A 20189-nucleotide genomic window follows, 5' to 3' on the forward strand; every position below is an offset into this window, starting at 1 on the left:
TCGCCATGGGCGCCATCTTGAATCTGGTCGAACGCAACCTGCATGAAGTGCAGGTCGACGCCGACCGCCTGTTGTTCCACATCCCCAGCTCCTCGCTGTTCGCCAGCGACGAGCTGACCGGCGGGATCATCGACGCGCTGCGCGGGCATGCCTGCTCGCCGGACGAGCTGACCCAGCGCCTGGCCGGGCGTTTCGCCGCCGAGGATATCGACGAGACCCTGCGCGAGCTGATCGCGCTGGAACTGGTCAGCGACGGCTCGCCGCTGACCCCTGAAATCGGCATCAAGAAGGTTGACCGCACCGCGCTCAACACCGTGGTGCTGAACGTCAACACCGGCTGCAACCTCAGCTGCACCTATTGCTACAAGGAAGACTTGGACAAGCCCTCCGCCGGCAAGAAGATGGGCGCGGAAACTGCCGAGGCTTCGGTGGAAATGCTGATCCAGGAATCCCCCGACGAGCAGCGCTACACCGTGGTGTTCTTCGGCGGCGAACCGCTGTCCAACCGCCCGCTGATCGAGCACATGGTCGCGTACTGCGAGCGCCGTTTCGGCGAGCTGGGCAAGACGGTGGACTTCGTCATGACCACCAACGCCACGCTGCTCACCGAGGAAATCGTCGACTGGCTCAATGCCCATCGCTTCGGGCTGTCCATCAGCATCGACGGGCCGAAGACGGTGCATGACCGCAACCGCATTACCGTGGGCGGGCAGGGTACCTATGACGTGGTGCGGCGCAAGGCTGACATGCTGCTGTCGCGCTACACCGCGCGGCCGGTTGGCGCGCGGGTGACCCTGACCACCGGCGTCACCGACGTCGAGACCATCTGGAATCACCTGTTCAACGAGATGGGTTTCGCCGAAGTCGGCTTCGCACCGGTCACCTCGGGCGACATCAGCAGCTACAACCTCACCACCGATGAGCTGAAGGCTGTCTTCGCCGGTATGAAGGCCCTCGGTCGCCGTTACCTGGACGAGGCGCTGGAAGGGCGCAACATCGGCTTCTCCAACCTGCACCAGCTGATCACCGACATCCACGAAGGGCAGAAGAAGGCCCTGCCGTGCGGCGCCGGCCTGAAGATGCTGGCGGTGGACCACAAGGGCGAGCTGAACCTGTGCCATCGCTTCACCGGTTCTTCGCTGCCGACCTTCGGCAACGTGCATGAAGGGGTGAAGCAGGCCGAGCTGAACGAGTTCCTCTCGCAGCGCCTGGACCGCACCGATACCGGCTGCGCCAGCTGCCATATCCGCAACCTCTGCTCCGGCGGCTGCTACCACGAGAGCTACGCGCGCTACGGCGACCCGGCGCACCCCACCTACCACTACTGCGAACTGATGAGGGACTGGGTCGACTTCGGCATCGAGGTCTACAGCCGGATCATGGCTTCCAACCCCAGCTTCATCGACCGCCACATCACTCCGCGGAAGGCGCACTGACATGAAACATCTGAAAGCGATCAACACCAAAGCACAGAAGCTCGAACAGGCCGCCGCCGAGGATCGCATCGAGGACGTGGTGGCGATGAACTCCGTGGCCGGCTGCGCGGCGACCACCGACCCGGGCTGGGAAGTCGACGTGTTCGGCGGCGTGTCCTCGCTCTGCCAGCCGATGGAAGCGGACCTCTACGGCTGCTCCGATCCTTGCTGGTGGCCGGCCCAGGTGCCGGACATGATGAGCACCTACCCCGACTGGAACAAGGATGCGCAGGCCTCGGCCGAGAACTGGCGCAACCTCGGCACCGTATTCCCGGACGACAAATGATCGCCCTGAAACATATGGGACAGAAGAACAAGAGGAAAACCTGCATGTCCAGAAAAGCATTCGCCGCCGCCCTCGGTGGCCTCTCGCTGGCCTGCGCGCTGCAAGCTGTAGCCGCCGACGCCGGCGCAGACGTGAGCAAAGCGCTGGAAAGTGGCCACGAGTACCTGATCAGCACCAACTACCCGAACAACCTGCACGTCATCGACATGCAGACCGACAAGCTGTTCAAGACCTGCACCATCCCCGGCGCCTACGGCCCGGGCATGACCCAGCTGTCGCCGGACCGCAAGACCGTCTACATCCTCAGCAACCACTACGCGGACATCTACGGCATCCAGCTCGATGACTGCAAACCGGTGTTCCACGCCACCATTGCGCAGAAGCCGGGCGAGAACGCGCGGGCGATGTTCTCCATGACCGTCAGCCACGACGGCAAGGAGATCTACGCCATCGCCAACCCGACGCTGATCCTCGCCGAGCACTACGAGGTGCAGCAGCCGCGCCTGCAGGTGTATTCCGTCGCCGACGGCATGGGCGCCAAGCCGGTGCGCACCTTCCCGGCGCCGCGCCAGCTGACCATCATGCAGAGCGGCGATGACGGCACCCTCTACGTGGCAGGCCCGGACATCTACAAGGTGGACGTGAAGACCGGCAAGTTCGACGTGGTGATCCCCAGCCGCAACTGGAAGCGCCCCAACTACGCGCCGCCAGATGTGCTCTACGTGTGGAACCAGCAGACCTACCCGCGTGACTTCTCGCTGCTCTACACCACGGCGAAGTTCAAGGACGCCAAGCAGGACATGGCCACGGCCGACTTCCTCTACGGCTTCTTCAACATCGATCTGGCCACCGGCAAGACCGAGACCGTCGATTTCGGCCCGGTCACCGAGGTGTACTTCAGCGGCATCCGCTCGGCCAAGGACCGCAATATCGTCTACGGCGTGCTGAACCGCCTGGCCAAGTACGACATCAAGGAGCAGAAGCTGGTCAAGGCGGCGAACCTGGACCACTCCTACTACTGCCTGTCGACCAACAAGGCCGGCAACAAGCTGTACCTGACCGGCACCCTGAACGACGTGGCGATCTTCGACGCCGACAGCCTGGAGCGCATCGGCGATCTGAAGCTGCCCGGCGGCGACATGGCGATCACCACCAGTCAGGCGTTCGTGGCCAACTGAAAGCTGTCTGATTGACGAACTGCCCCGGAGCATTCGCGTGCTCCGGGGCAGTTTCGTTTCCGGCTCAGATTTCCGCCTCTGGACCCTCGCTCTTCATTGCCAGATACCGCTGTGCACCGCAGCGCGCACAGCGCTGGCACAGCATCGGTACGCGGCCGACTTCGGTCAGATTCCCTTCATCCCAAACACATCCCAGGAAAAAGCAGCGCAATCGCATGTGTCCTCCTCCGGATCGCTCCGGTACTTAGACAGGCAGCAGGGTGCAGGTGACGCTCCGGGATTGTTCTTGTGTGGAGACCCGGCGAGCCTCTCGCGGGCGCTCTGGAATGGGCAACCTAAACTGCCGGATGGCACCTGGCGCCTGCCCCGCAAGGCTTGCCGGCGACTCCCTGGCCGTTCGTCAGCACCGCATGGCAGGTCTTGACAGATAATATTATGAGCATAATATTCAACTTCAGATGACGGTCATCATTCCAGTGGCCGGACATTCCAGACGGCCACCAGGCCCACCCAACGTTGCAAGCGGGGCGAACGCCTCCCTGGAGAAAGAACCATGAATGCCAAATCCGAACTGGGCCGCGCACTGATCACCGGTGCTTCCTCCGGCATCGGCGCCACCTACGCGCAGCGCCTCGCCGCGCAGGGCTACGACCTGCTGCTGGTGGCCCGCGACCAGCAACGCCTGGACGCCCTGGCCGCGCGCCTCGGTGAGGAATACGGCGTTTCGGTGGATGTGCTGAAGGCTGATCTGACCCGTCGCGAAGACCGCGCCCGCATCGAGGCCCGCCTGGCCGAGGATGCGAGTCTCAGCCTGCTGCTGAACAACGCCGGCGTGGCGATCAACGGCACCCTGCTGGAAACCGACCTGGACCGCCTGGAAAGCATGATCGAGCTGAACGTCATCGCCACTGCGCGCCTGGCTGGCGCTGCCGCCAAGGCTTTCGCCGGGCGTGGCCGCGGCACCATCATCAACGTGGCCTCGGTGCTGGCGCTGGCGCCGGAACTGTTCAATGGCAGCTACAGCGCCACCAAGGCCTTCGTGCTCAACCTGACCCAGTCCATGCAGCAGGAGCTGGCGCCGCTGGGCCTGCGCATCCAGGCCGTGCTGCCGGGCGCCACCCGCACCGAAATCTGGGACCGCGCCGGCACCGACATCTCCGCACTGCCGGCGGAAATGCTGATGGACGTGAACCACATGGTCGACGCCGCGCTGGCCGGCCTGGCCCAGGGTGAAGTGGTGACCCTGCCGGCGCTGCCGGATGCGGGCGAATTCGAAGCCTTTACTGCCGCGCGCCTGAAGATGGCGCCGAACCTGTCGCGCAGCGCCCCGGCACAGCGCTATGGCGTGGCAGTGGCTTGATCGGGTAACTGAGTGGCGAAAAGCTTGCCCCGGCCTTGCGCCGGGGCTTTTTTATGCGCGCGCCATGCTCGCGATCACGGGCATGGCCCGCTCCTACAGGTGTCGATCGGCGCTGAAATTGGTGCCCGGGAGCGTAGGGCGAACAACCTGGAACAGGTTATCCGCCGGCCCTTGAACGGCGGATAACGCTGGCGCGTTATGCCCCCTACAAAAGCGCCTCACTCCGCCGCGCCGATCTCGCGCTTCAGGTGCCGGCGGGTGCTCTCCAGGATGCGGTCGGACATCTGCGGATCGGCCACGCTGCGCGATAGCACCAGCGCGCCGATCAGGGTGGCTAGCATGGCCACGCTCTCATCCTCGGCATGCTCGCTGGGCAGTGCCTTCTCGATGGCGTCGATGCGTGCCTGGACGATGGCGTCGGTGGTGGCGCTGGCATGGCCGCGCGCGCCCAGCTCGGCCGAGATGGTCGGCAGCGGGCAGCCCTTGCCGGGCGCATTGCGGTGGCCGGGGGAGAGGTACTGGTCGATGAAGCCGGGCAGCGGCTCGGCCTTTTCGAACTGCTGGTCGACGACCGGGCGCAGCTGCTCGGCGGCCTGCTGCAGGGCGATCTCCACCAGTTCGTCCTTGGACTTGAAGTGTGCGTAGAAGCCGCCGTGGGTCAGGCCCAGCGCCTTCATCAGCGTCTGCAGGCCGGTGGCGTCCACGCCCTCGCTGCGGAAGCGCTGCGCCGCCTCGTTGATGATGCGTTCGCGGGTCTGGGCCTTGTGGTCTTCGGAGTAACGCATGACCGGTCTCCTGCGGATCATGGAATGCTGGATGTCATTCTAACGCAGGGCGGGCGCGGGGAGGTGATTCGGGGCATGGACTTAACCTGTAGGAGCGGGCCGTGCCCGCGATTGCGCGCATGGCGTGCTCCTACAGGGGAATCATCAGCACCGTAGGGCGGATAACCTGGAACAGGTTATCCGCCGGCGGATAACGCTGGCGCGTTATGCGCCCTACGGGCGTGGCCGTCAGCGAACGGCCTCGAGCAGCGTCGCCACGCCCTGGCCACCGCCGATGCACTGGGTGGCGATGGCGTAGCGCCCGCCGGTTTCCTTCAGCAGCGCTGCCGCCTTGCCGGTGATGCGAGCGCCGGTGGCGCCCAGCGGGTGGCCGATGGCCAGGGCACCGCCGTGCAGGTTGACCCGGTCGCTATCCAGCTCCAGCCCGCGCAGGCAGGCCAGCGCCTGGCTGGAGAAGGCCTCGTTGATCTCCACCAGGTCGATGTCGGCCATGCGCAGTCCAGTGCGTTCGAGCAGTTTGCGGGTTGCGTAGAGCGGGCCCATGCCCATGATTTCCGGCGGGCAGCCGACCACCGCGACGGCTTTTACCCGCGCCAGGATGTCCAGCCCGTTGGCGCGGGCGAAGTCCTCGCTGCACACCAGAACGGCCGCGGCGCCATCGGTGAGCGGCGAGGCGGTGCCCGCGGTGACGCTGCCGCCGAAGGCCGGCTTGAGCTGCGCCAGTGCCTCCAGGTTGGTGCCGGGGCGGATGCAGCCGTCCTCGCTGACCACCCCGTTGGGCGTGTCGATGGGCACGATCTCCGCCGCCAGCAGGCCCTGCTCTCGGGCATGGGCGGCCTTGGCGTGGGAGTCCACGGCCATGGCTTCCTGGTCCGCGCGGGAGATGCCGAAGCGCTCGGCGACTAGCTCGGCGGTCTGCCCCATGGGCATGTAGGCCTGGGGGAACTCCGCCAGCAGGCGCGGGTTGGGCGAGAGGTTGAAGCCGCCCATGGGCACGCGGGTCATGGACTCCACGCCCGCGCAGATGAAGGCATCCCCGGCGCCGAGCTGGATCTGCCCGGCGGCGAAGTGGATGGAGGTCATGGACGAGCCGCAGAAGCGGTTCACCGTGGCGCCGGCCACCGTTTCCGGCAGGCCGGCGAGGAAGCCGGTGATGCGCGCGAGGTTCATGCCCTGTTCGGCCTCGGGGTAGGCACAGCCCATGATCAGGTCCTCGATCAGCCGGGCGTCGAGGCCGCTGCGTGCGACCAGTCCTTTGACCGTCTGCGCGGCGAGGTCGTCCGGGCGCACGTCGATCAGCGCGCCCTTCTTGGCGAAGTGAAACGGGGAGCGGGCATAACCCGCGATGACGACGGAAGTCATGGTCGGTCTCCTGAGGGATCAGCGCCCGAGGATCAGGCAGGTGGTGGAGCCGGTGGCGTAGAGCCGGCCATCCACGTCGTAGAGGCGGCCCTCGGCCAGGGCAGTGGAGCGGCCGATGTGCACCAGGGTGCCTTCGGCGCGGATCGGCCCGGTATCACGGGTCAGTGCACGGATGTAGCTGATGCGCAGGTCGGTGGTGGTGTAGCCCAGCCCTGGTTCGAGCATGGTGTGCACCGCGCAGCCCATGGCCGAGTCCAGCAGCGTCGCCGCGTAGCCGCCGTGCACGGTGCCCAGCGGGTTGTAGTGGCGCATGTCCGGGGTGCCCTGGAAGATGAAGCGGCCCTGGCCCCATTCCAGCGGGACGAAGCCGATCAGCGCATTGATCGGTGGGGCGGGCAGTTCGCCAGCGCCGATGCCGTCGAAGAACTCCTGGGGCGTCTTGCCGCGCAATTCCTGCAGCGAAACCACGCCGGGCTCGGCCAGACGCTGGCGTATCTGCGCAGCCGCCGCTTCCCAGGCGGCAATCTTCTGTTCACGGGTGAGTGTCAGTTCGGTCATCGCAAGGCTCCGGCAATCAAATATTACAGCCGTCATACTATCATTGAATGATGATCGGCATATAAGTGACGGAAGCGCCATCCAGCAGGGCTGAAACGACAGTGCGATAGGAGGGGGAGGGGAGAAAAAACGCGGCCGGCGGAGCGGACTCCGCCAGCGCGGGGAGGAGCTTACTCGGCGGTGGCCGTGATGTTGGCCGCACGCGCCTGGCTGCGCTGGGCCTTGTACTGCAGGGCGACGGCGGGCACCGGCGAGGCGACACCGGTTTCCACCCAGCGGCGGATGCGGCCGGCATCGGCCACGTGGGTGCGCTTGCCGAAGGCATCGAGCAGGGCCAGGGCGACCGGGCGGCCGTTCATCATGGTGACCATCACCAGGCAGTGGCCGGCATCGTTGGTGAAGCCGGTCTTGGTCAGGCGGATGTCCCACTTGCCGTTGCGCACCAGCGGGTTGGTGTTGAAGAAGCTCAGCGAGTAGCTGGGCTTGCTGAAGCGCGCGTCGCTGGTCGCCGTGGTGCTCAGCTGGCGGATCTGCGGGTAGGTGTAGGCGGCCTTGGCCAGGCGGATCAGGTCATTGGCGTCGGAGACGTTGTGGATCGACAGACCGGTGGGCTCGACGTAATGGGTGCTGGTCATGCCGAGGGATTTCGCCTTGGCGTTCATCGCCGCGACGAAGGCTTTGGAGCCGCCCGGATAGTTGTGGGCGAGGCTGGCGGCGGCGCGGTTTTCCGAGGACATCAGCGCCAGCAGCAGCATGTTCTGGCGGCTGATCATGCTGCCCAGGTGGACGCGGGAGAACACGCCCTTCATCTCGGCGGTCTCGGAGATGTCCACGGGGATCAGTTCGTTCATCGGCAGCTTGGCGTCCAGCGTGACCATGGCGGTCATCAGCTTGGTCACCGAGGCGATGGGTACTACCAGGTTGGGATTGCTGGAGTAGAGGGTCTTGCCATTCTCCAGGTCGACCACCAGGGCGCTGCCGGACGCGAGCACCAGCTCCTTGGAGGAAGCCGCCTTGGCGGGGGAGGCGGCGAAGGTGTTCGATGAACAGACAACAGCGGCACAGGCAAACAGCAGGCTCAGTATCGAACGACGACTAGTCATGGACGGGATTCGCAAGCGTGAGTGGGAATGTATCTACATCCATGTAGGCATTTTCGGCGAATTCTAATGCAAGGTCCGTCATAGCGCACGCGGCGCGGGGCGTCTCAGATTGCGACAGATTGAGACTTCGCGCCGCCCGCTGCGCAGAGGCCGTGCGCCATGCTGGCAGTCGTGGCGCGGCAGCTTGCCGGAGCTGTTGCGAAATGCAACCGGGACGGCTTACCCACGAACGACTGAAAACCTTCTCAAAGCCGCGCCGCATATGGCGTTCAGGCCGGATGGCACGCTTTGTGAGTGGCTATCCTGCAATGAGCGGAGGCGCCCGGCCTGCTGCGCTGTCGAAGGTCGGGGTTGCGTTTACCTTTACGTTAACGTAAACATGTTTCGCAGCCCGCGACCGGCCAGTCAACCGCGCGGCTGCCGGTAAGCAAGCGCGGTTCCAGACGCTCTGCGTCGCTGCCCGAACCGATCGTTCAGTGTTGATCCCAGAACAAGCACAACAAGGGAAAGCCATGAACCACCTGAGTTACACCCGCGGCCCGCAGGACAAATCCCTGCTGGCCATGACCGTCGGCGCTGCCTTCGACGCCACCGTCGAGCGTTTCGCCGCGCGCGAGGCGCTGGTCGTGCGTCACCAGAACCTGCGCTACACCTGGGCCGAGCTGGCCGAGGTGGTCAATGGCATCGCCCGCGCTTTCCTTGCCCTCGGCCTGCGTCCCGGCGACCGCCTGGGGATCTGGGCGCCCAACTGCGCGCAGTGGTGCGTCACCCAGTTCGCCAGCGCCAAGGTCGGCGCCGTGCTGGTCAACATCAACCCGGCCTACCGGGTGAACGAACTCGAATACGCGCTCAAGCAGTCCGGCTGCCGCTGGCTGGTGTGCGCCGACGCCTTCAAGTCCTCCGATTACCACGGCATGCTCGCTGACTTGCTGCCCGAACTGGGGCAGGGCAGGCCGGGAGAGTTGTCCAGCGACCGCCTGCCGGAGCTGCGCGGGGTGATCAGCCTGTCCGATACCGCGCCCGCCGGCTTCCTGCGCTGGAGCCAGCTGGAGCCGCTGGGGCGTGGTATCGCCGCCACCGAACTCGCCGAGCGCCAGGCGCTGCTGCAGTTCGACGAGCCGATCAACATCCAGTACACCTCCGGCACCACCGGCTTCCCCAAGGGTGCCACGCTCAGCCACTACAACATCCTCAACAACGGCCTGATGGTCGGCGACAGCCTCGGCCTCACCGAGCACGACCGCCTGGTGATCCCGGTGCCGCTGTACCACTGCTTCGGCATGGTGATGGGCAACCTCGGCTGCCTGACCCACGGCTCCACCATGATCTACCCCGCGCCCAGCTTCGAACCCGAGGCGACCCTGGCGGCGGTGGCGCAAGAGAAGGCCACCGCGCTGTACGGCGTGCCCACCATGTTCATCGCCGAACTGGACCACCCGACCCGCCGCGACTTCGACCTGTCGAGCCTGCGCACCGGGATCATGGCCGGCGCCACCTGCCCGATCGAAGTGATGCGCCGGGTCATCGACGAGATGCACATGGCCGAAGTACAGATCGCCTACGGCATGACCGAGACCAGCCCGGTGTCGCTGCAGACCGGCCCGGAAGACGACCTGGAAACCCGCGTCACTACCGTCGGCCGCACCCAGCCGCACCTGGAAAGCAAGATCATCGACGCCGACGGCCGCATCGTCCCGCGCGGCACCATCGGCGAGCTGTGCACCCGTGGCTACAGCGTGATGCTCGGCTACTGGAACAACCCGCAGGCGACTTCCGAGGCCATCAGTCCGGCGCGCTGGATGCTCACCGGCGACCTCGCCGAGATGGACGAAGCCGGCAATGTGCGCATCGTCGGACGCAGCAAGGACATGATCATTCGCGGCGGCGAGAACATCTATCCGCGCGAGATCGAGGAGTTCCTCTACACCCACCACGCCGTGGCAGACGCCCAGGTGATCGGCATCCCTGACGAGAAGTACGGCGAGGAACTGGTGGCCTGGGTCAAGTTCCACCCCGGCCATAGCGTCGCCGAAGACGAGCTGCGCACCTTCTGCAAGAACGCCATCGCCCACTTCAAGGTGCCGCGCCACTTCCGCTTCTGCGACGAGTTCCCGATGACGGTGACCGGCAAGATCCAGAAGTTCCGCATGCGCGAGATCAGCATCGAAGAGGTGCGCAGCCAGCGTGGTTGATCTCCCGATGCCCGCCTGCGCCCTGGCGCGCGCCCGGATTGCCGGGGCGCCATGGGCGTAGAGAAGGGCACCATCTCCATCCGCCTGGTCAGCGAAGCGCTGGCCGAGTTTCGTCGCGCCGGCCGCGACGACGGCCCGCTATTGGCCGCCGCTGGCATCGCCCCGGAGCTGTTCGGCAAACCCTACGCGCGGGTTTCCAGCCAGGCCTACGCGCGGCTCTGGCTGCGCCTGGCCAGGGAGATGGACGACGAGTTCTTCGGCATGAACGCCCGGCGCATGAAGTCCGGCAGCTTCAACTTCATGACCGCCGCCGCCGTCCGCGAGCCGACCCTGGAGACGGCGATGAACGCCGCGCTGCGCTTCATGGGCCTGGTGTTCGACGACTTCACCCCGCGCCTGACGCGCCAGGAAGGCTTGGCCGCCATCGTCCTCGACGAGCCCGAGGGCCCGGCGCCGCGCGCGTTCTGCTACTTCACCCTGTGGCTGATGCTGCACGGCCTGGCCTGCTGGCTGGTGGGGCGACGCATCCCGGTGCTGGCCATCGAACTGCGCTGCCCGCAGCCGGACTTCATCGCCGACTACCGGGTGATGTTCACCGAGAACCTCAATTTCGCCCGTCGCCAGTCGCGCCTGCTGTTCAACGCCGAGGCGCTCGATCTCCCCGTGCGCCGCGACGAGCGCGAGCTGCGGCGCTTCCTCGGTGGCGCGCCAGCGAACATCCTGGTGCGCTACCGCGACCCGCAGAGTCTTGCCGCCCGCACCAAGGCCTACCTGCGCAGCCTGAAGTTCGAACGCTGGCCAGACCTCGACGCCCTCGCCGGGCACTTCTACATGGCGCCCTCGACGTTGCGCCGCAAGCTCGCCGCCGAGGGGCAGTCCTACCAGGCGCTCAAGGACCAGCTGCGCCGCGACCTCGCCATCGCCCGGCTGGACAGCGGCGACGGCAACTTCGCCGACCTGGCCGAGGAGCTGGGATTCGCCGACACCAGCGCCTTCTACAAGGCCTTCCGCAAATGGACCGGATCGACGCCTGGGCAGTACCGCGCGCTGATCCGCCAGGAGCCCTGAAATTTAAGGGCGCAGCTCAAGTAGCCGCCTTACAAGCCGATAAAACTCCCAAGAATTGCTTGTTGCTCAAGGACGCCACTCCATGCCCCTTTCCCGCCTCTCGATCCAGTGGAAGATCACGCTGCTGACCGGCCTTTGCCTGCTCTGCATCGTCTGCCTGCTGGTCGGTCTCTCGCTGTTCCGGATGAACCACGACGCGCAGCTGATCAAGGCGGCCAACGCGGACATGCTCAAGGACGCGGCCAAGTCGCGGATGCAGGCGCGCAGCGAGCAACAGGCGGAGATCATCCAGCGCTTCTTCACCGACGTTTACCACTTCGGCAACCAGTTCTCCCGCCAGGTCGCCCAGTTGCGCGAGCAGAGCACCCAGCACGGCGCGGACGCCGGCAGCGTGCGCAAGGACCTGAACCAGCTGGTGCGCGACGGCCTGAAGAGCAACCCGAACCTGCTCAGCCTCTACGTGGTCTTCGAGCCCGATGCGCTGGACGGCCAGGACGCTGCCTTCCATGACCAGCCCGACGCCGGCAGCAACGAGAAGGGGCGCTTCGGCGCCTATTGGGCGCAGAAGGCCTCCGGCGAGATGACCGGCCTGGCAGTGACCGAGGACATGATCGCCGACACCTCGGCGATGCTCGACGGCAGCCCGTTCAACACCTGGCAGCTGTGCCCGCTGCAGACCCGCAAGGCTTGCGTGCTCAACCCCTATTTCGACAGCGCCTCGGGCACCAAGGTGCTGATGACCACCGTGACCTTCCCGCTGATCGACCAGGGCAAGGTCATCGCCGTGATCGGCATCGACATCAGCCTCAGCCGCCTGCAGAAGCTCTCTGTCGATGGCGACAACCAACTCTACGACGGCGCCGGCAGCGTCAGCATCGTCAGCCCGGCGGGCCTGCTCGCCGGTTACAGCAGCGACGAAGCGCTGCTCGGCCAGCCGCTGGCCAAGGCCATTCCCGACCAGGCCGCCGAGCTGTTGTCCCTGCAGGCCGGCGGTCGTCCGCAGGTGCTGGAGCAGGACGGCCAGCTGCGCGTGCTCGAGCCGCTGCTGCCGATCCCGGATGCCACCAAGCCCTGGGCTGTGGTGCTCGACGTGCCGCAGGACGTGCTGCTGGCTCCGGCGCTGGAACTGCAGAAGCAACTGGATGAACGCAACTCCAGCGGCGCGCTGTGGCAGACCCTGTTCGGCCTCGCCGCCGCCATCGTCGGCCTGCTGCTGGTGTGGCTCACCGCTCGCGGCGTGACCCGGCCGATCCTCAACGTCGCCGCCATGCTGCGCAACATCGCCAGCGGCGAAGGCGACCTGACCAAGCGCCTGGACTACAGCGGCAAGGATGAGCTGGGTGAACTGGCCGGCTGGTTCAACCGCTTCCTCGACAAGCTGCAGCCGATCATCCGTGACGTGAAATCCTCGGTGCAGGACGCCCGCGCCACTGCCGACCAATCCTCGGAAATCGCCAGCCAGACCAGCGCCGGCATGCAGCAGCAGTTCCGTGAAGTCGATCAGGTCGCCACAGCCTCCCAGGAAATGAGCGCCACCGCCCATGACGTCGCCAACAGCGCCGCCATGGCCGCCGATGCCGCCCGTGGCGCCGACGGCGCGACCCGCGATGGCTTGAGCGTGATCGACAACACCACCCGCCTGATCGACGAACTGGCCAGCGATATGAGCAGCGCCATGAGTCAGGTGGAAGGGCTGGCGGCGAGCAGCGAGCAGATCGGCTCGGTGCTGGAAGTCATCCGCGGCATCGCCGAGCAGACCAACCTGCTGGCGCTCAATGCCGCCATCGAAGCGGCCCGCGCCGGTGAGGCCGGGCGCGGCTTCGCGGTGGTCGCCGACGAGGTGCGCAACCTCGCCAAGCGCACCCAGGACTCGGTGGAGGAAATCCGCCAGGTCATCGAAGGCCTGCAGAACGGCACCCGCGAGGTAGTCGGCGCCATGAACAACAGCCACCGCCAGGCGCAGGACAGCGTGAACCAGGTCGAACAGGCCGTGGCCGCGCTGAAGCGCATTGGCGACGCCGTGGGTGTGATCACCGACATGAACCTGCAGATCGCCAGCGCCGCCGAGGAACAGAGCGCAGTGGCCGAGGAGATCAATCGCAACGTCGCTGGCATCCGTGACGTCACCGAATCGCTGTCCAGCCAGGCGCAGGAATCGGCGCAGGTCAGCCAGTCGCTGAACAAGCTGGCGAACCATCAGCAGGGGTTGATGGATCAGTTCCGCGTTTGATCCCAACCTTCGGCGCTCGGGCTTTCCCCTCACCCCAACCCTCTCCCGGAGGGAGAGGGGGCAGTCTGCTGCACTCGGCGAGTTTGTCGCTCTTCCTGCACCTCTGCTAACCAGCGAGCTCTGATCCCTCATCGCGCTCCGAACGGTCCCCTCTCCCTCTGGGAGAGGGCTAGGGTGAGGGCCCGCCCAAGCGCCGAAACATCCCTGTAGGAGCGGGCCATGCCCGCGAACCGCACGGCACCAAACCCATCGCGGACGAAGTCCGCTCCTACGCAACGCCCATCATCTCCACACGCTAGGGCTGTCCAATCCGCTCATCCAGATTGGCGGCTTTCGACATTGCCCGCGCGCCAGCGCGGCGGGAACATCAGGGGACTCCAGACAAGAACAAACCCAGGAGTTCCGCGATGCGTTCCCATACCGCCGCCACGGCCGAATTCGACTACCGCGCCACCGCCGACGCCGTCCTGGCCGGCAATCTCGATGCCCTCAATGCCTGTGTCGAATGCTGCGACCGCCACGCCATTCCCGGCCGCGTCGCGCTGTTCTGGGAGGGCAAGGACGGCGATAGCGCCTCCTACACCTTCACCCAGCTCAAGGAGCTTTCAGGCCGCTTCGCCAGCTTCCTGCACGGCCTCGGCGTGCGTCCCGGCGACGTGGTGTCGGGCATGCTGCCGCGCACCCCGGAACTGCTGATCGCCGTACTCGGAACCTGGCGTCTGGGCGCGGTCTACCAGCCGCTGTTCACGGCCTTCGGCCCAAAGGCCATCGAGCACCGGGTCAAGCTGGCCGGCAGCAAGGTGGTGGTTACCGACGGCGCCAACCGCGGCAAGCTCGACGAGGTGCCCGACGCGCCTCTGCTGGTGACGGTTGGTGGTCCGAAGGGGCAGGGCATCCGTCATGGCGACTTCAGCTTCTGGGCCGAACTGGAACGCCACTCGCCGGACTTCGAACCGGTGCTGCGCAGCGGCGAAGACACCTTCCTGCTGATGTTCACCTCCGGCACCACCGGGCTGGCCAAGCCGCTGGCCGTGCCGCTCAAGGCCATAGTCGCGTTCGTCGGCTACATGCGCGATGCGGTGGGGCTGCGCGAGGAGGACTCGTTCTGGAACCTCGCCGATCCGGGCTGGGCCTACGGCCTCTACTACGGTGTTACCGGGCCGCTGGCCATGGGGCACCCGATCACCTTCTACGAAGGCGCGTTCACGGTGGAAAGCACCTGCCGCATCGTGCGCAAGTACGGCATCACCAACCTGGCCGGTTCGCCCACCGCTTACCGCCTGCTGATCGCCGCTGGCGAGGCCGTGTCCAAACCGCTCAAGGGTCGCCTGCGCGCAGTGAGCAGCGCCGGTGAGCCGCTGACTCCGGAAGTGATCCGCTGGTTCGCCAGCGAGCTGGGCGTGACCATCCATGACCACTACGGCCAGACCGAGCTGGGCATGGTGCTGGCCAATCACCACGAACTGCAGCACCCGGTGCACCTGGGCGCTGCCGGCTTCTCCATCCCCGGCCACCGTGTGGTGGTGCTGGACGAGCAGGGCAACGAACTGCCCGCCGGCCAGCCCGGCGTGCTGGCCATGGACCGCCGCCAGTCGCCGCTGATGTGGTTCGCCGGCTACCAGGGCATGGAGACCAAATCCTTCGTCGGCGACTACTACCTGAGCGGCGACACCGTGGAGCTGAACGCCGACGGCAGCATCAGCTTCGTCGGCCGCGCCGACGACCTGATCACCACCTCCGGCTACCGTGTCGGCCCGTTCGACGTGGAGAGCGCGCTGATCGAGCACCCGGCGGTGATCGAGGCGGCGGTGATCGGCAAGCCGGACCCGGAGCGCACCGAACTGGTCAAGGCCTTCGTGGTGCTCTGTTCGTCCTACCGGCCGGGCGCGGAGCTGGCCGAGGAACTACAACAGTACGTGCGCAAGCGACTGTCGGCGCACAGCTACCCGCGGGAAGTGGAGTTCGTCGACGAACTGCCCAAGACCCCCAGCGGCAAGATCCAGCGCTTCCTCCTGCGCAACCAGGAGATTGCCAGGCAACGCGAAGCGGCCGAGAAAGCGGCGGCTCACTAAGTACAGCGGAGAGACTTCATGCAGATCCAGAACAAGGTATTCCTCATCACCGGCGGCGGTTCCGGCCTCGGCGCGGCCACCGCGAAGCTGCTGGTGAGCGCCGGCGCCAAGGTGGTGCTGGCCGACGTCAACGCCGAAGCCGGCGCGGCCCAGGCTGCCGAGCTGGGCGAGGCGAACGCGCGCTTCATCCGCACCGACGTTTGCAGCGAGGCGGACGGCAAAGCTGCCGTGCAACTCGCGCTGGACGCCTTCGGCGCGCTACACGGCCTGGCCAACTGCGCGGGTGTGGCCCCGGCGGAAAAGGTCATCGGCCGCAACGGCGTGCACGGGCTGGAAAGCTTCACCCGTACCATCAACATCAACCTGATCGGCACCTTCAACATGCTGCGCCTGGCTGCCGAAGCCATGGCCGGCAACGAGCCGGACGCCGGTGGCGAGCGTGGCATCATCATCAACACTGCCTCGGTCGCCGCCTTCGACGGGCAGATCGGCCAGGCCGCGTACTCCGCGTCCAAGAGCGCGGTGGTCGGCATGACCCTGCCGATCGCCCGCGAACTGGCGCGTTCGGGCATCCGCGTGATGACCATCGCCCCCGGCATCTTCGAGACTCCGATGATGGCCGCGATGCCCCAGGAAGTGCGCGACTCCCTCGGTGCCAGCGTGCCGTTCCCGCCGCGCCTCGGTCGCCCGGACGAGTACGCCGCGCTGGCCCGCCACATCATCGAGAACACCATGCTCAACGGCGAGGTGATCCGTCTCGACGGCGCCATCCGCATGGCCGCGAAGTAAGCAGGAGGTCAGAGTCATGAACGATCCCATCGTCATCGTCAGCGCCACCCGCACCCCCATGGGCGGCTTCCTCGGCGACTTCAAGGACGTCACCGCCGCCACCCTCGGCGCGGCAGCGATCCGCGCCGCCGTCGAGCGCGCCCGCCTGGGCGCCGAAGAAGTGGACGAAGCCGTGCTCGGCTGCGTGCTTGCCGCCGGGCAGGGCCAGGCGCCGGCACGCCAGGCCGTGCTGGGCGCGGGCCTGGCGCGCGGCACGCCGTGCTCCACGGTGAACAAGATGTGCGGCTCGGGCATGAAGGCCGCGATGATGGCCCACGACGCCATCCTCGCCGGCAGCGCTCGCGTCGCCCTGGCCGGCGGCATGGAGAGCATGTCCAACGCGCCGTTCCTGCTGGACCGCGCCCGCAGCGGCTACCGCATGGGCCATGGCCGGGTGCTCGACCACATGTTCCTCGATGGCCTCGAGGATGCCTACGACAAGGGTCGCCTGATGGGCACCTTTGCCGAGGATTGCGCCGAGAAGTACGGCTTCACCCGCGAGCAGCAGGACAACTACGCGATCACCTCGCTGACCCGCGCCCAGAACGCCATGAGCGAAGGTCGCTTCAAGGACGAGATCGTCGCGGTCACCGTGAAGGCCGGCAAGGAACTGCGCGCCATCAGCGAAGACGAGCAGCCACCCAAGGCCAGGCTGGACAAGATTCCGACCCTGAAACCGGCGTTCCGCGACGGCGGCACCGTGACGGCGGCCAATGCCAGCTCCATCTCCGACGGCGCCGCCGCGCTGGTGCTGATGCGCCTGTCCGAAGCCGAGAAGCGCGGACTGACGCCGTTGGCGGCAATCCGTGGGCATTCGTCCTACGCCGACGCGCCGAACCTGTTCCCGACCGCCCCGGTGGGCGCGGTCGAGCGCCTGATGCAGCGCACCGGCTGGGCGCTGGGCGATGTCGACCTGTTCGAGGTCAACGAAGCCTTCGCCGTGGTCGCCATGGCCGCCATGCGCGACCTGGACATTCCCCACGACAAGCTCAACGTCCACGGCGGCGCCTGCGCCCTCGGCCACCCCATCGGGGCTTCCGGCGCGCGCGTGATCGTGACCCTGCTGTCGGCGCTCAAGCAGTACGACCTCAAGCGCGGCGTTGCCTCGGTGTGCATCGGTGGCGGCGAAGCCACGGCCATCGCGGTCGAGCGCCTGGCCTAAGGAGCGAGTGATGATTCCCAGCGAAGAAGATATCCAGATCCGCGACGTTGCCCGCCAGTTCGCCCAGGAGCGGCTGAAGCCCTTCGCCGCCGAGTGGGACCGCGAGCACCGCTTCCCGGCCGAAGCCATCAAGGAAATGGCCGACCTCGGCTTCCTCGGCATGCTGGTGGCGGAGCAGTGGGGCGGCGCGCAGACCGGCCACCTGGCCTACGCCATGGCGCTGGAGGAAATCGCCGCCGGCGACGGCGCCTGCTCGACCATCATGAGCGTGCACAACTCGGTGGGCTGCATGCCCATCGCCAAGTTCGGCAACGATGAGCAGAAGCGCCAGTTCCTGGTGCCGCTGGCCCGTGGCGAGATGATCGGTGCCTTCGCCCTGACCGAACCCCAGGCCGGCTCCGACGCCAGCTTCCTGAAGACCCGCGCTCGCCGCGACGGCGACCACTACGTGCTGAACGGCAGCAAGCAGTTCATCACTTCCGGCAAGCACGCGGGTCTCGTGATCGTCTTCGCGGTGACCGATGCGGCGGCGGGCAAGAAGGGCATCACCGCCTTCATCGTGCCCACTGACACACCCGGCTACCGCGTGGTGCGCGTCGAGGACAAGCTCGGCCAGCACGCCTCCGATACCTGCCAGATCGCCTTCGACGACGTGCGCATCCCGGCCAGCTACCGGCTGGGCGAGGAGGGACAGGGCTACGCCATCGCCCTCGCGAACCTGGAGGGCGGGCGCATCGGCATCGCCTCGCAGGCGGTGGGCATGGCTCGCGCGGCATTCGAGTACGCCCGCGACTACGCCCATGAGCGCGAGACCTTCGGCAAACCGATCATCCAGCACCAGGCGGTGGCCTTCCGCCTCAGCGACATGGCCACCGAGATCGCCGTGGCCCGGCAGATGGTCCACCACGCCGCCAGCCTGCGCGAAGCCGGCCTGCCGTGCCTGACCGAAGCCTCCATGGCCAAGCTGTTCGCCTCGGAAATGGCCGAGCGCGTGTGTTCCGCAGCGATCCAGACCCTCGGCGGCTATGGCTATCTGCAGGACTACCCGGTTGAACGCATCTACCGCGACGTGCGCGTGTGCCAGATCTACGAAGGCACCAGCGACGTGCAGCGGCTGGTGATCGCGCGGAGTCTTTGAAGGGTTCGCCGGCAGACCCCGGCCTGTTCGTTGGACAGGCACTTCGGCAGGGCGGGGTTTGCGGGTGGCTTATGTAGCGGACATTTCTTGCAGGAGCGAGCTTGCTCGCGAACAGTGCTCGCCGGAGATTTCACCGTTGGGCGGTTCGCGAGCAAGCTCGCTCCTACGATGGGGCTCCGTCGTTTGGGCTTGCCCTCACCCCAGCCCTCTCCCGGAGGGAGAGGGGACCGTTCGGTGCAGGATGAAACTACAGCGTCAGCCGGCACAATCTGCTCCCTCTGGGAGAGGGCTGGGGTGAGGGGAAAGCTGGCACGAAGTGAACCGGTACAAAGACAGTTGCTCCTACATTGACTACAGGCGCTACGTAGGATGGCGTGGAGCGAAGCGATACCCATCGATGGACATCGCTCGAAGCATCAGGCGCGCTCCGCCGCCTCACGCGCTTCCCGCGCCGTCACCTGCTGGCACAACTCGATGATCTGCTCGCGCATCCAGCGGTTGGCGGGGTCCTGGTCGGTGCTTTCGTGCCAGTACAGATGGGTTTCCAGCTTGGGCACGTCGTTCACCGGCAGGTCGACGAAATGCAGGCCGTGGTGGCGGGCGAAGCGCTCGGGGACGGTAACCACCATGTCGGTCTGCTGCACCACGGTCGAGGCCATCAGGTAGTGCTGCGAGCGCAGGGCGATCTTGCGCTGCAGGCCCATCTTGCCCAGCGACAGGTCCACATAGCCCAGGCCGCTGCGGCGGCTGGAAATCTGGATGTGCGCCACCGACAGGTACTCGTCCAGGCTCAGCTTGTCCTTGGCCAGCGGGTGGCCCTGGCGCATGGCGCAGACGTAGCGGTCTTCCATCAGCTTGACGTGGCGCACCTGCGGGTCGGTGTTCAGCGGCGCGTCCACGGCGAAGTCCAGGCGGCCGGCGGCCAATTCCTTGGTGGTCTCGCGGCGCTTGGAGAGGAAGCTCTCGATGTGCACGTTCGGCGCCAGGCGGCGCAGGCGCTGGAACAGCGGCGGCAGGACGATGGCCTCGGTGAGGTCGGTCATGCTGATGCGGTAGGTCTTGCTCGCCTGGGTCGGCGTGAAGGTGCGGCTCTCCTGCACCGAGACGCGCAGCAACTGCAGCGCGTTGCGCACCGGCCCGATGATGTTCTGCGCCATCGGCGTGGGCACCATGCCCTGCGCAGTCCGCACGAACAGCGGGTCGTTGAAGGTTTCACGCAGGCGGGCGAGGGCGTTGGACACGGCCGGCTGGGTAATGCCGACTATCTGTCCGGCGCGGGTCAGGTTGGCTTCGGTGTAGATCGCGTCGAAGACGATGAACAGGTTCAGATCGACCTTGCTGAGGTTCATTCCAGGGCTCCGCTTGTATTTGTTCTGCGGCCGATCATACCCG

Annotated in this window: 16 protein-coding genes and 2 pseudogenes; 12 read left to right on the forward strand and 6 right to left on the reverse strand. The window is 66.5% G+C overall.

Annotated elements, in window-relative coordinates:
* Positions 1 to 5 precede the first annotated feature (5 nt).
* Genes peaB through peaD form a run of 3 tightly spaced genes read left to right on the forward strand, consistent with a single transcriptional unit; the run spans position 6 to position 2939 of the window.
* The gene (peaB, locus tag IB261_RS11335; RefSeq protein ID WP_081516648.1) at positions 6 to 1436 is read left to right on the forward strand and encodes a quinohemoprotein amine dehydrogenase maturation protein; all 1431 of its coding nucleotides are present in this window, start codon (positions 6 to 8) and stop codon (positions 1434 to 1436) included.
* A gap of 1 nt (position 1437) precedes the next feature.
* Positions 1438 to 1761, forward strand: a complete 324-nt coding sequence (gene qhpC / locus IB261_RS11340; protein ID WP_015477047.1) for a quinohemoprotein amine dehydrogenase subunit gamma — start codon at positions 1438 to 1440, stop codon at positions 1759 to 1761.
* Positions 1762 to 1805: 44 nt separating this feature from the next.
* The gene (gene peaD / locus IB261_RS11345; protein WP_139791493.1) at positions 1806 to 2939 is read left to right on the forward strand and encodes a quinohemoprotein amine dehydrogenase subunit beta; all 1134 of its coding nucleotides are present in this window, start codon (positions 1806 to 1808) and stop codon (positions 2937 to 2939) included.
* Positions 2940 to 3003: 64 nt separating this feature from the next.
* Here peaD and IB261_RS11350 read toward each other — a convergent pair whose 3' ends face one another.
* Positions 3004 to 3156 carry a PSPA7_2676 family Cys-rich small protein gene (locus IB261_RS11350; RefSeq protein WP_318653077.1) on the reverse strand — a complete coding sequence of 51 codons (153 nt, stop codon included), beginning with the start codon at positions 3154 to 3156 and terminating at the stop codon, positions 3004 to 3006.
* A 336-nt stretch (positions 3157 to 3492) separates the two neighbouring features.
* On the opposite strand from IB261_RS11350, the gene IB261_RS11355 reads away from it, so the two are divergent.
* Positions 3493 to 4299: an SDR family NAD(P)-dependent oxidoreductase gene (locus IB261_RS11355; protein ID WP_081516649.1), complete on the forward strand. Its 807-nt coding sequence runs from the start codon at positions 3493 to 3495 to the stop codon at positions 4297 to 4299.
* Between the two features lie 218 nt (positions 4300 to 4517).
* Here the strand turns inward: IB261_RS11355 and IB261_RS11360 are convergent, their stop codons facing one another.
* The 4 genes from IB261_RS11360 to pbpG all read right to left on the reverse strand — a co-directional run bounded on the left by IB261_RS11360 (position 4518) and on the right by pbpG (position 8107).
* The gene (locus IB261_RS11360) at positions 4518 to 5084 is read right to left on the reverse strand and encodes a TetR/AcrR family transcriptional regulator (protein ID WP_081516650.1); all 567 of its coding nucleotides are present in this window, start codon (positions 5082 to 5084) and stop codon (positions 4518 to 4520) included.
* A 228-nt stretch (positions 5085 to 5312) separates the two neighbouring features.
* A complete protein-coding gene (locus tag IB261_RS11365; protein ID WP_192383062.1) occupies positions 5313 to 6446 on the reverse strand; it encodes a thiolase family protein in 1134 nt (377 codons plus the stop codon).
* An 18-nt stretch (positions 6447 to 6464) separates the two neighbouring features.
* Positions 6465 to 7004, reverse strand: a complete 540-nt coding sequence (locus IB261_RS11370; RefSeq protein WP_081516652.1) for a PaaI family thioesterase — start codon at positions 7002 to 7004, stop codon at positions 6465 to 6467.
* A gap of 170 nt (positions 7005 to 7174) precedes the next feature.
* Positions 7175 to 8107 carry a D-alanyl-D-alanine endopeptidase gene (pbpG, locus tag IB261_RS11375; protein ID WP_192383060.1) on the reverse strand — a complete coding sequence of 311 codons (933 nt, stop codon included), beginning with the start codon at positions 8105 to 8107 and terminating at the stop codon, positions 7175 to 7177.
* 512 nt (positions 8108 to 8619) lie between these two features.
* Between pbpG and IB261_RS11380 the strand changes: the two genes are divergently transcribed.
* The 8 genes and pseudogenes from IB261_RS11380 to IB261_RS11415 all read left to right on the forward strand — a co-directional run bounded on the left by IB261_RS11380 (position 8620) and on the right by IB261_RS11415 (position 18797).
* On the forward strand, positions 8620 to 10299 hold the full coding sequence (locus IB261_RS11380) for an AMP-binding protein (protein WP_192210854.1): 1680 nt from the start codon (positions 8620 to 8622) through the stop codon (positions 10297 to 10299).
* Between the two features lie 51 nt (positions 10300 to 10350).
* Entirely contained in the window at positions 10351 to 11367 is a 1017-nt protein-coding gene (locus IB261_RS11385) for an AraC family transcriptional regulator (RefSeq protein ID WP_081516655.1), read from the forward strand.
* Positions 11368 to 11620: 253 nt separating this feature from the next.
* Positions 11621 to 12691 (forward strand): annotated as a pseudogene (locus IB261_RS11390) (PDC sensor domain-containing protein); the annotation flags it as partial.
* A 393-nt stretch (positions 12692 to 13084) separates the two neighbouring features.
* Positions 13085 to 13597 (forward strand): annotated as a pseudogene (locus tag IB261_RS11395) (methyl-accepting chemotaxis protein); the annotation flags it as partial.
* Between the two features lie 407 nt (positions 13598 to 14004).
* On the forward strand, positions 14005 to 15669 hold the full coding sequence (locus IB261_RS11400; protein ID WP_192383058.1) for an acyl-CoA synthetase: 1665 nt from the start codon (positions 14005 to 14007) through the stop codon (positions 15667 to 15669).
* Positions 15670 to 15687: 18 nt separating this feature from the next.
* Positions 15688 to 16458, forward strand: coding sequence for a 3-hydroxyacyl-CoA dehydrogenase (locus IB261_RS11405; RefSeq protein ID WP_151186645.1), 771 nt, complete (start codon positions 15688 to 15690; stop codon positions 16456 to 16458).
* Positions 16459 to 16474: 16 nt separating this feature from the next.
* Positions 16475 to 17659 carry an acetyl-CoA C-acyltransferase gene (locus IB261_RS11410; RefSeq protein ID WP_192383056.1) on the forward strand — a complete coding sequence of 395 codons (1185 nt, stop codon included), beginning with the start codon at positions 16475 to 16477 and terminating at the stop codon, positions 17657 to 17659.
* Between the two features lie 10 nt (positions 17660 to 17669).
* On the forward strand, positions 17670 to 18797 hold the full coding sequence (locus IB261_RS11415) for an acyl-CoA dehydrogenase family protein (RefSeq protein WP_192383055.1): 1128 nt from the start codon (positions 17670 to 17672) through the stop codon (positions 18795 to 18797).
* A gap of 416 nt (positions 18798 to 19213) precedes the next feature.
* Here IB261_RS11415 and IB261_RS11420 read toward each other — a convergent pair whose 3' ends face one another.
* Positions 19214 to 20146: a LysR family transcriptional regulator gene (locus tag IB261_RS11420; protein ID WP_081516660.1), complete on the reverse strand. Its 933-nt coding sequence runs from the start codon at positions 20144 to 20146 to the stop codon at positions 19214 to 19216.
* Positions 20147 to 20189: the final 43 nt, after the last annotated feature.

This window comes from Pseudomonas sp. PDM20 (assembly GCF_014852575.3).
In the GTDB taxonomy this organism is placed as follows: Bacteria; Pseudomonadota; Gammaproteobacteria; order Pseudomonadales; family Pseudomonadaceae; genus Pseudomonas.

What these genes read in the sequence shown, in the direction of transcription:
- peaB (WP_081516648.1), top strand. Translation starts at nt 6, where the DNA reads ATGGGCGCCATCTTGAATCTGGTCGAACGCAACCTGCATGAAGTGCAG.
- IB261_RS11385 (WP_081516655.1), top strand. Translation starts at nt 10,351, where the DNA reads ATGGGCGTAGAGAAGGGCACCATCTCCATCCGCCTGGTCAGCGAAGCG.
- IB261_RS11355 (WP_081516649.1), top strand. Translation starts at nt 3,493, where the DNA reads ATGAATGCCAAATCCGAACTGGGCCGCGCACTGATCACCGGTGCTTCC.
- IB261_RS11370 (WP_081516652.1), bottom strand. Translation starts at nt 7,004, where the DNA reads ATGACCGAACTGACACTCACCCGTGAACAGAAGATTGCCGCCTGGGAA.
- IB261_RS11420 (WP_081516660.1), bottom strand. Translation starts at nt 20,146, where the DNA reads ATGAACCTCAGCAAGGTCGATCTGAACCTGTTCATCGTCTTCGACGCG.
- IB261_RS11350 (WP_318653077.1), bottom strand. Translation starts at nt 3,156, where the DNA reads ATGCGATTGCGCTGCTTTTTCCTGGGATGTGTTTGGGATGAAGGGAAT.
- pbpG (WP_192383060.1), bottom strand. Translation starts at nt 8,107, where the DNA reads ATGACTAGTCGTCGTTCGATACTGAGCCTGCTGTTTGCCTGTGCCGCT.
- IB261_RS11360 (WP_081516650.1), bottom strand. Translation starts at nt 5,084, where the DNA reads ATGCGTTACTCCGAAGACCACAAGGCCCAGACCCGCGAACGCATCATC.
- IB261_RS11405 (WP_151186645.1), top strand. Translation starts at nt 15,688, where the DNA reads ATGCAGATCCAGAACAAGGTATTCCTCATCACCGGCGGCGGTTCCGGC.
- IB261_RS11400 (WP_192383058.1), top strand. Translation starts at nt 14,005, where the DNA reads ATGCGTTCCCATACCGCCGCCACGGCCGAATTCGACTACCGCGCCACC.
- peaD (WP_139791493.1), top strand. Translation starts at nt 1,806, where the DNA reads ATGTCCAGAAAAGCATTCGCCGCCGCCCTCGGTGGCCTCTCGCTGGCC.
- IB261_RS11380 (WP_192210854.1), top strand. Translation starts at nt 8,620, where the DNA reads ATGAACCACCTGAGTTACACCCGCGGCCCGCAGGACAAATCCCTGCTG.
- IB261_RS11410 (WP_192383056.1), top strand. Translation starts at nt 16,475, where the DNA reads ATGAACGATCCCATCGTCATCGTCAGCGCCACCCGCACCCCCATGGGC.
- IB261_RS11365 (WP_192383062.1), bottom strand. Translation starts at nt 6,446, where the DNA reads ATGACTTCCGTCGTCATCGCGGGTTATGCCCGCTCCCCGTTTCACTTC.
- qhpC (WP_015477047.1), top strand. Translation starts at nt 1,438, where the DNA reads ATGAAACATCTGAAAGCGATCAACACCAAAGCACAGAAGCTCGAACAG.
- IB261_RS11415 (WP_192383055.1), top strand. Translation starts at nt 17,670, where the DNA reads ATGATTCCCAGCGAAGAAGATATCCAGATCCGCGACGTTGCCCGCCAG.